This is a genomic window from Streptomyces sp. NPDC058678, assembly GCF_042714835.1.
In the GTDB taxonomy this organism is placed as follows: Bacteria; Actinomycetota; Actinomycetes; order Streptomycetales; family Streptomycetaceae; genus Streptomyces.
In genome coordinates this window covers 1-12,985 of the sequence record NZ_JBHXSG010000061.1, presented here as the reverse complement: position 1 = coordinate 12,985, position 12,985 = coordinate 1, and the positions used below count along the sequence as shown (strand labels likewise).

Genomic DNA, 12,985 nt, shown 5'->3' with positions numbered 1-12,985 from the left:
CGCTCGGCACTCCGGGTCGGCGAGCGTGCAACACGCAGTGCAACAGAAGCCTGCAACGCCCCGCGTTTCAGTCCTGACCTGCGCGAACAGCCGTTGCGCCGCTTACCCGCCCGCGTGTTGCACTTCAATCACGCGCGCGATCCATGCGCGATTGAGCGAGCGAATCAGCGCGCGATCGGGTATGCTGTCTATTGGAGGTGACCTCTGTGTCCACTGAGAACGAGCTGTTCAGCGCCGTTGATGCGCTGCTGGAGCAAGTCGCGCAGGACGATCTGCCGGTCCCCGCGGAGCGCAAGCGTCTGCGTGAGGCCGCCGGACTGAGTCAGGCGCAGATCGCCACGGCGCTGGACGCCCGTCGGGAGGCGGTGGGGAACTGGGAGGCCGGGCGGACCGAGCCGCGGCCGCCGAAGCGCGCCGCCTACGCCCGGCTCCTGGAGGGCCTCGCCGTGCGGTTCCCCGCCCCAACTCCTGGCCCGTACAAGCCGCCGCCGATGCCGGACTTCGCGGAGACGATCGGGCAGACCGGCGATGGGGGATACGTGCCCCCGCCGAAGGTCCCGGTTGACCTTCCGGCGCCGGAAGCGCCGGCGGCCAAGGCGGCGTCGCGTCCGAGGGCGAGCAGCACCGCCAGGCCCGCCGCGTCGTCGCGGCGCCCGGGTGCGAAGAAGGCGGTGGCGAAGAAGACGACGACGACGGCGGCGGCCGTCGTCGACGCGCGCTTCGAGAACGGCCCGCTCGCGGTCATCGACTGTGAGGACGGGCAGGTGTCGGCGTACTGCGTCGGCGGCCTGGTCCTGGACGTGCCCGCCAAGTCGATCCCGGCGCTGGTCGACTGGACGCTGGCCGAAGCCCGGCTCGGGCAGGCCCGGCTGCACCGCAACGGTCGCGACGCCGATCCGATCCTCGTCCTCACCGCGTCCGCGCTGGAGCGCTACGGCCTGCCCGCCGCCCTGTCGGAGGAGGAGCGGCACGCGAGCCGGCTGCCGGACAGCCACAAGGTGGTCAAGCAGATCGCCAAGGCCGGCCTCCAGCTCACCCAGCGCGGCCTCGGGCCGTGGGCCCGTGTCTTCCGCGAGCCGGAGGGTTCAAAGCGCCGCTGCGTTCAGCTGTGCATCCTGCCGTGGAACGCGCTGGACGCGAGGGAGTGGGACAAGAAGGACGACCCGCAGCTGCCGACGATGCACCCGGCCGACCTCGCCCGCTACCTCGGCTTGTACGCGGAGCGGGTGACGACGCCGCGCGGCAGCACGGCGACCACCGGCCTGGAGCTGATGACCGCGCTGCGCCCGCCGACCCGGGCGGAGAAGGACCCGGCCACCGGCGAGTTCAAGCGGGCCTTCAACGACGACGCGCTCACCGCCCTGTACGACGTGGTGGAGTGCGAGGTCCCCGACGAACACCCGGTCCTCGAGGGGAAGTTCGCCCGGCACCACATGCGGACCCCGGCAGAGATGCTGATGGAGGAGCCCTACGACTGGTGCCGGCCGCTGACCGATGAGGAGTGCGCGAATCAGTTCCTGATCGCGGTCGACATCAACATGTCGTTCGCCGCGGCCGCGAACGGACTCACCGTCGGGCTGAACGGGCCGACCCACCTGACCGGCAACCCGAAGTTCGACGCGTCGCTGCCCGGCTCGTGGCTGGTCGACCTCAGCCACGTCGACCTGTCCCGCGTTCGCATCAACGGCCGCACCGTCGACGGCGACCGGCTTCCCAGCCCGTTCACGCCGAAGGGCGACCGGCCCGAGGGCCCGGCCTGGTACGCCACGCCCACCGTCGCCTACGCGGTGGAGCTCGGCTTCGACGTCGCGCCGATCGAGGCGTACGTGCGCACCCAGACCGGCCGCTACCTGGACTCCTGGTACAAGCGGCTGCGCGACGCGTACGTGGAGACGATGGCCGACATGGGCGTCACCACCGACCTCGGGGGGAGTGAGTTCCTGGAGGCGATGGCGCGGCGCAAGCAGGTCGACCCGACGATGGCGCTGTTGGAGACCGCGATCAAGGCGACCGCGAAGGGCGGCATCGGCAAGCTGCGCCAGCGCAGCCGGGGCCAGGTCCCGTACTACGAGGAGTACCCGGCGCTGAAGCGGGAGACGTGGCGCCCCGACATCCGGGCCGCCGTGCTGGCCAACCAGCGCGTGGGCCTGCACCGCAAGCTGATGAAGACGGCGGCCGCCGCCGACCTGTACCCGACCTCTATCGGCACCGACGCGATCGTCTACCCCTCGCCCGGCCCGTCCCCGCTGGACATCCTGCCGCTCACCGACGAAGGCAAGCCCGCCCCCGGCACGTTCCGGCTCGGCGTCTCGCCCGGGATGGTCAAGCACCAGGGCACCCAGACCGTCCTGTGGGCGGAATCGCAGTTCGAGGAACGCGGCGGCGTCTTCAACATCTCCAACCTCATCAAGACCGACCAGAGCGCCGGAGAAGGGGAGTAACCCATGGTCGACTCGCTCGGGGAGAGCCTGGACCACGCACTGGAGGGGGCGTTCACACGCCGCATCCCCCAGAGCGCCCAGGCGCAGATGAAGTACCTGGTCAAGCAGCTCAAGGGCACCAAGGCCGCCGCCCAGGCGCTCGGGATCTCCCAGCGCACGGTGGAGCGGTACGTCTCGGGCAAGCTCAAGCGGCCCCGCCAGGACCTCCGCGGCCGCCTGGAGCGCGAGGTCAAGAAGCGCTGGCAGCCGCAGATCCGCGCGAAGGCGCGGAAGAAGGCGGCGTCCACGGGCGGGCTGGTCGTCTCCACCCGCGCCCGGTTCGGATTCGAAGCCGCCGGGGGAACGACCGACGACGCCCGCGTACGGGACATCACCCAGGCCCTGCCGCCCCAGTGGGCCGACCGCCTGTTCACCGCCCGGGAGCAGGGAGCCAACGAGCAGCAGCTCCACCAGATCGCGGCCGACGGCCTCGCGCAGATGTACTTCCGGCGCAACAACACCCGGGCGGCCGGCCTGGACGTGGAGTTCACCGACGTGGAGCACATCCGGATCGTGCTGTAGGCGCAATCAGCGCAGACGCCTCGTCCACGGCATTGAAGCTGCCGGGGGCGAGGCGTTGATGCATTCCCGCGAGGACCAGGTGGCCCGGACGAAGGACGAGTTCAAGCCCGTTACGCCTCGGCCAGACTCACTTTCCCTCGGCCAGACTCACTTCCCCTCACCGAACCTCACTGGCCGGAACAGGAACAGCGGGATGAACACGCGTGCGACAGTGATTCCGCTTCGAGGAGTTGGTTTAACGGGTTTAAGCGATGTGCTTGCCGAAAAGAGTGATGGGCATCACATCACGTAGATTCTGACCTGCGGTTTTGGGGCCTACAGCGTAGTCAGGGTGTAGCCAGACTGTAGATCGGAAACGTCGTCAAGCGCTGTGCTCGGGCCGTGAGTTACAACGTCACGATCACCCGTCGATAGACTCCGAGAACGCGAAAGGAGCCCTGCTTCCCAACGGGTTTCCAGGCCACTGAGTTGGGAGGGCTCCTTGCGTGGTGCTGCAACGCAACGAAACGCAACTAACACCAGTACGGAGCTTAGCGTGAATTCACGAGACAAACATCCACGTGCCGTGGACAGATGGCGGGCGTCCATCCGCATTCACCTGCGGAAATGGAGCGGGAGCCGTGGACACGGTGTCCACCATCACTTCCTGCAGGGCGTCGCCTACAAGCTGGGCAGTGGCGCCGTGACGCTGCTGATCCTGTGGTGGGAGACCCGCCGCTGACTACGCTGCGGGCCCGCACTCACCTGCGGGCCCGCAGCCTCGGCACCGTGGGCAGCCAGGGGCCAGCCGTCATCCCGCCGGGACGCCGCGCCGCCGGGCCCACCAGGACGGGCGCGGTGCGGTGGCCGCGCGGACAGCCTGCCCGAACGCTTCCAGAGCTGCCTCCAGGCGCACGGTGTTCTCCACGTCTGCCAGGGCGTTCAGCAGCTGCTCGGTGGCAGTGACGATGGCCGGGTCGGAGCAGCGCATCAGCGGAGCGGCGGCGGTAGCGGCTCGAGCGAGCGGCTCACGCACGGCGGCCACGGTCTGCTTGCTGGCCACCCGTTCCCGGCTCAGCAGCTCAGCTGCCTGCCCGAAGCCCACCAGCCCGCTCTGCACATCCGTGCCGCCGGCGATGCGGGCCCGGGCGGCGCCGCCCGCGAAGGCGAGCAGCGTCAACAGGAACGTCCGGCCCCGCTCGGCCGGCCCCTCCCACAGCAGCCGATTGGCGGCAGCTGTGCCCTGCAGTTCCATCACCGCCACCGTCATCGCGTCGGCCTGCACCCGCAGGGCACCGATCTCGGCCTGCTGCTCCTGGCGGTTGCGGGAGCGGTTGTTCAGCCACGTCGCGAGGACGGCGATGAACGCCCCCGATGCGAGGGTGCTGGCCAACTCGATCAACTTGTCCATTGCCGCAGGCTGGACGGGCGCCAGCTTCGGCGTCCGGCCCGTTGCCCACCTGACGCACAACCCGCACGCTTCCGTTGCCGATCCGGAACGGGTCGTGCTTCCCGCTCGGTGCCGACCGGCACGGAGCGGGAAGCGTTCAGTCTCAGCTGTCACCACCACCGCGGCGGCCGTTGAGGAAGGTGAGGATGACGGTGATCAGCTGTCCGGTGGTGCAGTACACCTCGACGAACTCGCTGAGGGACATGGAACCTCGCAAGGTCCAACCCGGCTATGGCCAGGCGACAGGCAGGCACGACCGGCCCACAACCAGCATCCGCTGCCTCTGCGTGCATTGTTGCAGCCACCGACCAAATTCCCGGGCAGGACTGGCTCTCGACTCCGTAGCTTGCGCCGTACACAGGTGGGCCCCGAACCGCGCGCCGGTTCGGGGCCCTTCATATGCCGCTGAATCAGCCGGCGGCCTTCCGTTCGGCCAGCTTCTGCCGGGCCTGCTGCAAGTCCTCGTACGTCGCGGCGTTCAGCGTCTCCATCCGGGCGAGCGCCTCCACCGTGTCGTCCTTCTTCATCGCGCTGCCGGAGAACTCCAGCAGCAGCTCCACCATCGCGTGGCTCTTCCAGTGCCGCAGTTCCGCCTCGTTCAGCAGCTCCGGGCCGCCGTCCATCATCAGGTCGACCAGGCGTTCCCGGGCCCGCCACTCCCGGCGCCGACGCCACCAGCCCCCGCCCGGCCGGTTCAGATCCCGCACCTTGCGGATCTGCTCCACCATGGCCCGGATCTGCCTCTCCTGCTCGGGCGTCCACTCCTGCCCAGAGCCGTCGTGGAGCGCCTGTACGGCCTCCTGGGCGGCCTGGGCATCATCGCCCGCCCCGTCGCCGCTCAGCTGCTCCACGGCCTTCCTGAGCGACACTTCCGCCGCAGTCGCGTCGTCGTCTTCGGACACGCTCACCCCTTCATCTCCGGAACGCGCAGCATGCCCGCCCCGCGGCGCCCCGGGCAATCGGACCGACCAGGCCGGGCGGGACGGCCGGGCTACTGCGGGTCCGCCTCACCCGGGGCGGCTGCCGTTCGGCGGGAGCGCCGGCGGATGACGTCCGGCAGCTGGCGGGAGGCGGCGGCCGGGATGAAGAACAGCCCGATCATGCCGAGCCCGGTCACGGCAGCGCTCAGCAGGCCCACCGACACCGACGGGTCGTCGACCGAGGCCACCCCGCAGAACACCGAGAAGCCAGCGACGAACACCAGCGACGCGACGATCCACCGCTCCCGCAGCGACGAACGAGTGCCGGCCACCACGCTCATCCACCACGTCCAGCCCGCCATCACGCAGAACAGCACGGCCGCCGGCGGCAGCAGCACGGGCGGCGCCCACCGCGCAACGTCACCGCGGGACAGCTCCTGCCCGGTCAGGTAGCCGACCTGGACCAGCCACACCAGGTACACCGGCACCTCGATGGCGATCACCACCCACATCAAGACCCGCAGACCCCGTAACGCGCCGCGCTCGCTCATCCCTTGGCCCTCCCCCTCGATCAACAGGTCCCGGGGAACGTAGCGGCCCGGCACCGGCGCCCACCAGGGCGCGTCACCCGCAGGAGTGCAGATCAGCTGCAGGAGTGGCCCGTCGTCGTCGGCCTCTGTCCACAGGCCCGCAGCTATGGACTGCCTCCATGACCGACGCAGAGAAGAAGGCAGAGCAGGCGGCCCGGACGCGCGCCAAGATCATGGACGGCTTCGCCCGCGCGGAGCGCGCCCTGTTCACCCGTCCCGCGCCGAAATCGCCGCGAGCCCAGATGAAATTCCTTCGCAAGCGGGAGAAGGGCTCCACCAAGAGCCTGGCGGAGCGCCTGGGCGTCTCCCGCAAGACGGTGCAGCGCTACCTCTCGGGTGCCTCCACCAAGCCGACCAAGCGCCTCCAGGAGGCCCTGACTCAAGAGACGGAGTCGGAGTGGCAACCGCAGGTCAAGACACAGGCGAGGCAGCACGCGGCCAGCTCGGGCGGGCTCGTCATCTCGTGCCGGGCCTACTTCGGATTCGGCCCCGAGGGCACATCGGACGCGGGCCGGGTGCGGGACATCAGCGTCGCCGTATCGCTCTCCCACGCGAGGGCCATCCTGGCCGCACGGGAGGCAGGTGCGACGGACGATGATCTGCACGACCTGCTCGCGGACGCCATCGCGGACGCCTATTTCCGTCAGGGCGGTGGCGGCCGGGCGGGCCTGGAGGTGAAATTCGCAGACGTGGAGTGGCTCAACATCGCGTTTTAGCCCCACGGAATTCACGCCTGCGATAAACCTGTCTGTGAACACCGCGCCCGTGCGCGGCGTACCAATACCCCGTCCTTTTCCCGTGACCATGGAGAGGCCCGCGTGAACACCCCTGTTTCCCCGTCCCGCCGCCGTCCCCGCGTCCCCACGCCCGGCGCGGCCGCACCCCGCCAGCCCGTCGACCGGGCGAAGGTCGGCCGCAGCTCGGTCCGCCGACGCGCCAACGGCATGACCGCCACCGAGGCCGCGGCCGCCCTCGAGGACGCCCGGTTGCAGCAGCACCTCGACCGCGACCGCGAGGACCTGGCCGGCGACGAACGCGGCCCCGCCGAAGTCGGGGAGTGGGAGCGCATCGCGCAGCTGCTCGCCACCACCGGCGGGACGTACGACCCGGAGTCCGACGCCGTCGTCCAGGACGAGCTCGCTGCCGAAGCCGCGGCGGCCGCCGAAGACGAACTGCGGGACCTGGAGCTGGAGCTGGAGCAGGAGCGCCAGGAGTGGCTGCACTCCAACGGGCTGCCCGAGCGTGCCCACCTGCTGATGGCCCTGGAGAAGGCCGGCCTGCTCGGTACGACCGGCACGCATTACGGCGCCGAAGGTCCGCTCGTGCTGCACGAGCCCGAGGACCGCCATGCCCTGGACTACCTGAACGAGTACGGCGAGTTCCACGAGATGTCCCTCATCTTGGAGGGCCACGGCATGGCGCCTCCCCGGGACCCGGACGCTGTCCCCGCGTCGGTGCGGGCGCACAGCGCGCTGCTGCGGGCCATGGCGCGGGCCGGGACGGTGGAGGGCTTCGACGCGGGCCACGCGGTGCGCCTGGCGCAGGCCGACCCGGACGCCGTCCTCGCGCTCGCCGCGTGGATCGAGGCCCGCGGCCGGAGCAGCCGGTGAGCGCCGACGGCCCCGTGGTCGCCACATGGGTGCAGTCGACGGGCTGCGGCACCCGGTACGAAGAGCTGACGGCCGACGGCCAGGTCCACGTCGACTACACGCCGCCGCTCGGGGAGCCCTGGTTCGAGGGCGACGACGACCCCGACCACAACCCGATCTGCTCGTGCCCGCGCGTCCCGAAGCAGTTCTGCATGGAGTGCGCCGGCTGCGCCACCTGCGGGCAGTGCACCGGCCCGCACGTCTGGCCGCCGCCCCTGCCCTGATCACCGTCTCCAGTTCAGCTCCCCTGTGAGGCAGCTGGATTGGAGACGGAAGGGCCATCACGCGCTCCCCGGCGGTGCCGCATTTACGGAGCGTGAGCGTGACACCAGCTGTCACGCTCCCTCGGAAAAAGTGTCACGCCGCCTCGAATAACTCCCCGTATGTCCGTTTCTTGGAGCCGTAGGGCCCTCCAGAGGGCTCACGGGGATTCGCAGGAGGAGCGTGACACGCAAGATTTGGCCTCGCGCACACGTGTGAGTAGTACGGACCGTAGTCGTGTCACCGAAGTCCGACCGATGCTCCGGCAGGTCAGAAGCCCCGGAGTGAGGCGTCGTGGTGACCGCCGGAGACGGGCGTGTTCATGGGGTGCAGCCATCGGAGCGGAACGGTGAGCGCGGCGACCCGGGGGAGCTCCACGGGTTCGCCCTCGGCATCGAGCAGCATGCCGGTGATCTGGTAGCCGTGGCCGGACGGAAGGCCGGCGGCCTCGACCTGGTCCTCGGTGAGCTCCACCGTGACGCGGGTGGTGGAGCCCATCCGCAGGCCCTGGGCGGTACGGGCCTCGGTGTCGACGTCCGTGACGGACAGCGGGAAGTACGTGCCGCGCAGCCAGCTCAGCGGCCACCAGGAGTCGCCCATGGTCTCCGGCCGGTACCGCCGGTACGGCAACGCGAACGGCACCTCGCAGCGGTACGTCTGCCCCACCTGGACGTCCTTGGTACGCATACCTCCAGCGTGCTCCCGGCCGTGTCCCGGCGCCTGAACAGTCAGCCGTGAACAGTCCGACCTGTGTCATCAACCCCCCGTTTCCCCAGGTCGTCGTGACCTTCTGTGTCACTGTTCAGCTGTGTCATCTGTGTCATCGGGTGGGTTTCGCCCGTACCGTCCCGGAGCGCCCCGCCCCGGCGATACCGTGGTGACACACGCCAGATGACATCCCAGGAGCCCTGGATGAGCGAGCAGCCGGCCCTCGTGCCCGACCGCCAGCCCCTCGATGAGCACGCCGCCGCTTCCGCCCGCGCGTACGCGGCCGACCAGCGCGCGAAGGTCGACGTCCTCGCCTCGGTGCTGGAGGACATCGCCGCCCACGGCTACCCGTCCCCGGAGACGGGCGTGCTGTGGGAGGACGCCCGCGACGCCCACCTGGAGCGCCTTGCCGGTGAGCAGCCCCGTGTCGCCTGAGCACGCACGCCGCCGGTCCCAGGTCGTCCTGGTGGAGCCCGCGCTGAGCCAGCTGGCGAAGCTCACGGCGAGCGAGACGCACCGCCTGGACCGCGCGATCGTCGCGATCAGCGTCAACCCCGAGCTGGGCACCCCGGTGCCCGACACCCTGCTGCGCGACTACGTCGACGACGTCGACGGGGTCCGCGTCATCTACTACGTCACGGCCCTTCGGCAGATCACCATCGTCGCGTACGTTGAGGCGTAGGAGCCTCCCGAGCACCCATGCAGCGCCCCGGACCACCAAGTGGTCCGGGGCGCTGCTGCATCCCGCTGCACGGTGCAGCGCGAGGGCGGTGGGCGGCGGCTGCACGGTGGTGGCCTGCGAGGCCGGCGCCCAGGCGGCACACGGGTGCTGCCCGTGCAGCAGGTCACGTGCTGCAACGCGGCGGCGCCGTGCAGCGACCTGTCGTCGGTCTGCTGCACGGCGCCGCCGCAAGGGATCAGCTGCTGCCGGTGGCCCACTTCTCCATCGCGCTCGGGTCCTTCTTCACCAGGGCGTCGCGGCGGTACTGCGCGGTGGCCCGGGTGACGCCCATGGAGCTCGCCAGCGCGCCGTACGAGCCGCCCTGCGCGGCGTGCTGGCGCACTGCGGCGTCCCGGACGCCCTCCAGCCGCTCAATCAGGCCGGTGACGACCACGATGGCCCTCTCCAGGTGTTCAGTGCTTGCTCCGTCGGCGCGCAGCTGCGCGAGGCAGCGCAGTGCGACACCGAGCTGCGTGGAGAGCAGCCCGAGGTCGTCACCCAGCGCCTGGGCGTCGGCGACGGCGAGCGGGATCGTGAGGTCGGGGACGGGGTCGGTGTGCTCGGTGGTCATCGGTGGGCCTTCCCAAGGGCGGGCGGGGACGGGTGCGGGGCGGGGTCTAGAGCCAGTCGAAGGCGCGCCGGACGTCGCCCGCGGCCCCGGCGAGGTTGTCGGCGTGGAGCCGCTCGTCGAAGTCGTACGGGTCGTCGACGGCATCCATGACGCGCTCGGAGGCGGCGTCGAAGACGCTGGCGAACGCCTCGTGGACGCGGGCGGCCTTGAGGGCCTGGACGATGTCGTCGTGGTCGGCACCGCCGCGCCGGACTGCGTCGGCGAGCAGGTTGAGCGCGGCGGCCGCGGCCGGGGCGAGCACGGCCAGGTCCTCGCCGCCGGAAGTGCCGGCGGACCGTTCGGCCGACGTCTCGACACTGCTGATCCGGACGAGGGCCTTCGACTGCTGCTCCATGGGGACTCCGATCTGGTGCGTGGATGCGAGGGAGAGGCTGTGGTGACCGGGGCCGCCGGAGAGCGATGACATTCCGAGTCGACGGCCCCGAGCACGCGGGTGCGGCGTGGTCAGGCGGTCCGGGCGAGGTAGCCGGCGGCGGCGTCGACGAACTGGTCGTGGGCGACCTTCGCGGCCTCGCGGGCGGCGGTCAGCTGCTCGCCGGTGGCGTACGCGTCACGCATCGCGTAGGTCAGGGTGACCATCTCGTCAGCCGCGGCGCGCACCGCCTGGTCCTCGATGAGCACTCGCAGTGCGACCAGCGGGCGGGTGATGGCGGACCGGGTCATGTGGCTCTCGCCGCGCAGGGCCTCGATCCGCTCGGTGCCCGCCTGCTTGAGGACGGCGTCGCCGCGCATCCACATCGCCCGGCGGTGATCGCTGATGGCACAGGCGAGGGAGGTGACGGCCTCCAGGCGGTCACGGCGGATCGCCTCGCCGTGGCTGGCGCGGACGCCGCGTTCGGCGGCGCGCTCCTGGAAGCGGCCGCTGACGATCGCGCCCAGCAGCGTGGCGACGATGGCGAGGGCGGCGGTGACGAGGGTGGGTAACACGGCGGATCCTCCCGGAGCTGTATGGATTCCCATACTGTATTGGAATCCATACAGCGCAGGGAAGGAGGCCGCTCATGATTCTTTTCTCGCGCCTGTGACCTGCGCGTTTCCCGCCTGTGGGAACCGTGCGTCCGGATCTGACACACGCGGCCCGCACACGAAAGCGGCGCCGCGCCCCTCTCACAGGGGTGCGGCGCCGCTGATGTCGTGTCACCCGGCCGGGCGGGCGGCCGGGCGGCCGGTCAAGCGCTGCGACGTGTGGGCACGGCGGACAGATGCCGCTGCGGGGCGGGGAGCGCCGGAGGGGCCAGGGCGCCGGTCTTGATGGCCTCGGTCGCCTCGCGCAGCGCGTCCTCCATCTCCTCCTGGGAGGCGTACCCGGCGAAGTACGGGTGGATGAAGTAGCTGCGGTAGCGGCCCTCAGGCCGCAGGACGACGTTCCGCTCCACCAGGTGGTTCATCGCGATGGACGTGCGGTTCTTGCTGAGCCCCACGCGCGCCCTCAGTTCGGCCTGTGAGGCGTTCACCTCGCCGCCGGGGCGCTGGACCTCCATCATCGCGCTCAGCAGGTCGTAGTCGGCCTTGGAGAGCTCCAGGCGGTGCAGCTGCGCGAACCCGAGGTGAGCTTGGATCAGCATGCCTCTGCCTCCACGTCGTTGTCGCCGAACGCCAGCTGCCGCGTGCGCGGCGCCGGCGCGGCCGGGGCTGTGAACTCCGGGAAGCTCTCGCTCGCCGCCTTCTCCAGCGCCACTACATCTTCCCGCATCTCCGGGAAGTGCTTCTTCAGCGCGGCCCTGGTGTCCCGCCGCAGCTGCTCCAGGGCCTCCTGCTGGAGGTCGCCGTTGCCCTTGAAGCAGATCAGCGGGTTGACCACGATCACCGAGTTGGCGCGGCGCTGGAGCATGTGCCAGTTCTCCAGGCTGCCCAGCGCCCGGGTGACGTTCGCGCGCTCAACTCCGAGGTGCCGGGCAACCTTGATGTGGGTGATCTTCAGGCGGCCTTCGACCTGGCGGCCCATGCAGAACAGCAGGACCGCCGACTGCACGGGCGACATCCCGTACCGGGCGATCAGCACGGCCAGGACGTCGGCGAGGAAGGCATTGCTGACCATGCTGTACCCGCTGCGCCCCCACGCGTCGTGGGGAGCCCGGTACGTGTACTCGACGTTCGCGGACCGCACGGGCCGGCCAGGCTTCGGCGGCGTACGGTCCAGCGCCTGGGCGAAGCTGTCCGCCAGCGGCGACGTCACGGGCTCACCGCGGTCCGTCGACCGCCGGCCCCTGTTGGTGGAGCGACTCGCGTCCCCGGGCACTCTGGCTCCTGCTGCTCGATCTCGTGTGGTGCCCAGGACCCTAGCCGAGATTGTCCCCGTGCAGAGGGACCTTTGTCCCTGTCGGCGTGGCCCCCTGGTGTCGACGCCGACACACCGCCCTCCACGGCCTGACGGCCGAATCCGGGCCTGACCAGGCCAAACACATTTTGTACCTCTTTCCGGGGCCAAATGCGCTGCGGCTGTGTCGGAGGAGGCACAAAACCGCAGGTCGATGTGTTAGCCCTGACACATAGCCTCTCGCAAAACCGCAGGTCAGAACGGCTTTCAGCGTGGTGCCCTTTTATCAGTAAGACGCGCACGCGCGCGCGAGGTGCGGCACGATCTGCCGGGGTCTCGCAGGTCCCCCCGCTACCGACGGCTCCGATCGGCAATACCCCGCCATGCGCATCTCTCATCACCACCCGCACCCGAACGCCACCCGGCCCATTTCTGCTAATCACCCGCGACCGCACCCGTCCACATTTCCCACCGTTTTCCTCACCCGCATTCCGAGGCTGCCATCCATCAATAGCGCGCCCTTTTCTCCATTCATCACCCACTGTATATCCGAACCATTCGGCTGGCCCTTTTACCTGGTCGGAGGTGGTGCAGCACCATTCCAGTCTCAATCTAGCCTCCATCTTTGAAGCACACGCCCGGTCGTCCCATCCCCACCCTCCCCGACCTCTGTTCGACTCCTCACTCTCCCGACTGCCCGTCACCACCCCTCCTCTTGCTGTTGCTTGTGGCGTGAGCCCCGTGGGTGGGCCGCGCGGAGCGTGGCACGCCTTGCCCGCACTGGGAGTTGACGGGTCGTCGTGAGTGGCTGGAGCGC

General features: G+C 70.2%; 17 protein-coding genes. 8 read left to right on the top strand and 9 right to left on the bottom strand.

The genetic code is table 11. The features are described 5' to 3' along the window. Window positions 1–206 precede the first annotated feature (206 nt). The 3 genes from tap (at window position 207) to ACFWWR_RS37985 (ending at window position 3,723) form a co-directional block, all read left to right on the top strand. Complete coding sequence (gene tap / locus ACFWWR_RS37995) at window positions 207–2,441, top strand: telomere-associated protein Tap (protein WP_384169036.1); 2,235 nt, start codon at window positions 207–209, stop codon at window positions 2,439–2,441. Window positions 2,442–2,444: 3 nt separating this feature from the next. Further along, window positions 2,445–3,002 carry a telomere-protecting terminal protein Tpg gene (tpg, locus tag ACFWWR_RS37990; RefSeq protein WP_384169033.1) on the top strand — a complete coding sequence of 186 codons (558 nt, stop codon included), beginning with the start codon at window positions 2,445–2,447 and terminating at the stop codon, window positions 3,000–3,002. A gap of 565 nt (window positions 3,003–3,567) precedes the next feature. After that, window positions 3,568–3,723 carry a hypothetical protein gene (locus ACFWWR_RS37985; protein WP_319770710.1) on the top strand — a complete coding sequence of 52 codons (156 nt, stop codon included), beginning with the start codon at window positions 3,568–3,570 and terminating at the stop codon, window positions 3,721–3,723. A gap of 69 nt (window positions 3,724–3,792) precedes the next feature. Here ACFWWR_RS37985 and ACFWWR_RS37980 read toward each other — a convergent pair whose 3' ends face one another. From ACFWWR_RS37980 to ACFWWR_RS37970, 3 genes are all read right to left on the bottom strand, one after another. Continuing rightward, a complete protein-coding gene (locus ACFWWR_RS37980; protein ID WP_384169030.1) occupies window positions 3,793–4,392 on the bottom strand; it encodes a hypothetical protein in 600 nt (199 codons plus the stop codon). A 449-nt stretch (window positions 4,393–4,841) separates the two neighbouring features. Then, on the bottom strand, window positions 4,842–5,333 hold the full coding sequence (locus ACFWWR_RS37975) for a hypothetical protein (RefSeq protein ID WP_384169027.1): 492 nt from the start codon (window positions 5,331–5,333) through the stop codon (window positions 4,842–4,844). 89 nt (window positions 5,334–5,422) lie between these two features. After that, on the bottom strand, window positions 5,423–5,902 hold the full coding sequence (locus ACFWWR_RS37970; RefSeq protein ID WP_384169025.1) for a hypothetical protein: 480 nt from the start codon (window positions 5,900–5,902) through the stop codon (window positions 5,423–5,425). Window positions 5,903–6,060: 158 nt separating this feature from the next. Here ACFWWR_RS37970 and tpg (ACFWWR_RS37965) point away from each other — a divergent pair, with 158 nt between their 5' ends. The 3 genes from tpg (ACFWWR_RS37965) (at window position 6,061) to ACFWWR_RS37955 (ending at window position 7,814) form a co-directional block, all read left to right on the top strand. Further along, window positions 6,061–6,657, top strand: a complete 597-nt coding sequence (gene tpg / locus ACFWWR_RS37965) for a telomere-protecting terminal protein Tpg (RefSeq protein ID WP_384169022.1) — start codon at window positions 6,061–6,063, stop codon at window positions 6,655–6,657. Window positions 6,658–6,759: 102 nt separating this feature from the next. Continuing rightward, window positions 6,760–7,551, top strand: coding sequence for a hypothetical protein (locus ACFWWR_RS37960; protein ID WP_384169019.1), 792 nt, complete (start codon window positions 6,760–6,762; stop codon window positions 7,549–7,551). Then, window positions 7,548–7,814: a hypothetical protein gene (locus ACFWWR_RS37955; RefSeq protein WP_384169016.1), complete on the top strand. Its 267-nt coding sequence runs from the start codon at window positions 7,548–7,550 to the stop codon at window positions 7,812–7,814. Before ACFWWR_RS37960 ends, ACFWWR_RS37955 begins: the two co-directional genes overlap by 4 nt. Before the next feature lie 307 nt (window positions 7,815–8,121). Here ACFWWR_RS37955 and ACFWWR_RS37950 read toward each other — a convergent pair whose 3' ends face one another. Next, entirely contained in the window at window positions 8,122–8,538 is a 417-nt protein-coding gene (locus ACFWWR_RS37950) for a hypothetical protein (protein WP_384169013.1), read from the bottom strand. Between the two features lie 225 nt (window positions 8,539–8,763). Between ACFWWR_RS37950 and ACFWWR_RS37945 the strand changes: the two genes are divergently transcribed. Then, window positions 8,764–8,994, top strand: coding sequence for a hypothetical protein (locus ACFWWR_RS37945; protein ID WP_384169010.1), 231 nt, complete (start codon window positions 8,764–8,766; stop codon window positions 8,992–8,994). Continuing rightward, window positions 8,984–9,241 (top strand): hypothetical protein, encoded by a 258-nt coding sequence (locus ACFWWR_RS37940; protein WP_384308238.1) that lies wholly within the window; start codon window positions 8,984–8,986, stop codon window positions 9,239–9,241. The genes ACFWWR_RS37945 and ACFWWR_RS37940 overlap by 11 nt, the downstream gene beginning before the upstream one ends. A gap of 235 nt (window positions 9,242–9,476) precedes the next feature. Here the strand turns inward: ACFWWR_RS37940 and ACFWWR_RS37935 are convergent, their stop codons facing one another. From ACFWWR_RS37935 to ACFWWR_RS37915, 5 genes are all read right to left on the bottom strand, one after another. Next, entirely contained in the window at window positions 9,477–9,851 is a 375-nt protein-coding gene (locus ACFWWR_RS37935; RefSeq protein ID WP_384169004.1) for a hypothetical protein, read from the bottom strand. A gap of 46 nt (window positions 9,852–9,897) precedes the next feature. Continuing rightward, window positions 9,898–10,245 (bottom strand): hypothetical protein, encoded by a 348-nt coding sequence (locus ACFWWR_RS37930; RefSeq protein ID WP_384169001.1) that lies wholly within the window; start codon window positions 10,243–10,245, stop codon window positions 9,898–9,900. A gap of 110 nt (window positions 10,246–10,355) precedes the next feature. Next, on the bottom strand, window positions 10,356–10,838 hold the full coding sequence (locus ACFWWR_RS37925; RefSeq protein ID WP_384168998.1) for a hypothetical protein: 483 nt from the start codon (window positions 10,836–10,838) through the stop codon (window positions 10,356–10,358). A gap of 242 nt (window positions 10,839–11,080) precedes the next feature. After that, window positions 11,081–11,476 carry a hypothetical protein gene (locus ACFWWR_RS37920; RefSeq protein WP_384168995.1) on the bottom strand — a complete coding sequence of 132 codons (396 nt, stop codon included), beginning with the start codon at window positions 11,474–11,476 and terminating at the stop codon, window positions 11,081–11,083. After that, window positions 11,470–12,087 (bottom strand): replication/maintenance protein RepL, encoded by a 618-nt coding sequence (locus tag ACFWWR_RS37915; RefSeq protein WP_384168992.1) that lies wholly within the window; start codon window positions 12,085–12,087, stop codon window positions 11,470–11,472. The genes ACFWWR_RS37920 and ACFWWR_RS37915 overlap by 7 nt, the downstream gene beginning before the upstream one ends. Window positions 12,088–12,985: the final 898 nt, after the last annotated feature.

What these genes read in the sequence shown, in the direction of transcription:
- tpg (WP_384169033.1), top strand. Translation starts at nt 2,445, where the DNA reads ATGGTCGACTCGCTCGGGGAGAGCCTGGACCACGCACTGGAGGGGGCG.
- ACFWWR_RS37980 (WP_384169030.1), bottom strand. Translation starts at nt 4,392, where the DNA reads ATGGACAAGTTGATCGAGTTGGCCAGCACCCTCGCATCGGGGGCGTTC.
- ACFWWR_RS37970 (WP_384169025.1), bottom strand. Translation starts at nt 5,902, where the DNA reads ATGAGCGAGCGCGGCGCGTTACGGGGTCTGCGGGTCTTGATGTGGGTG.
- tpg (WP_384169022.1), top strand. Translation starts at nt 6,061, where the DNA reads ATGACCGACGCAGAGAAGAAGGCAGAGCAGGCGGCCCGGACGCGCGCC.
- ACFWWR_RS37950 (WP_384169013.1), bottom strand. Translation starts at nt 8,538, where the DNA reads ATGCGTACCAAGGACGTCCAGGTGGGGCAGACGTACCGCTGCGAGGTG.
- ACFWWR_RS37945 (WP_384169010.1), top strand. Translation starts at nt 8,764, where the DNA reads ATGAGCGAGCAGCCGGCCCTCGTGCCCGACCGCCAGCCCCTCGATGAG.
- ACFWWR_RS37935 (WP_384169004.1), bottom strand. Translation starts at nt 9,851, where the DNA reads ATGACCACCGAGCACACCGACCCCGTCCCCGACCTCACGATCCCGCTC.
- ACFWWR_RS37930 (WP_384169001.1), bottom strand. Translation starts at nt 10,245, where the DNA reads ATGGAGCAGCAGTCGAAGGCCCTCGTCCGGATCAGCAGTGTCGAGACG.
- ACFWWR_RS37920 (WP_384168995.1), bottom strand. Translation starts at nt 11,476, where the DNA reads ATGCTGATCCAAGCTCACCTCGGGTTCGCGCAGCTGCACCGCCTGGAG.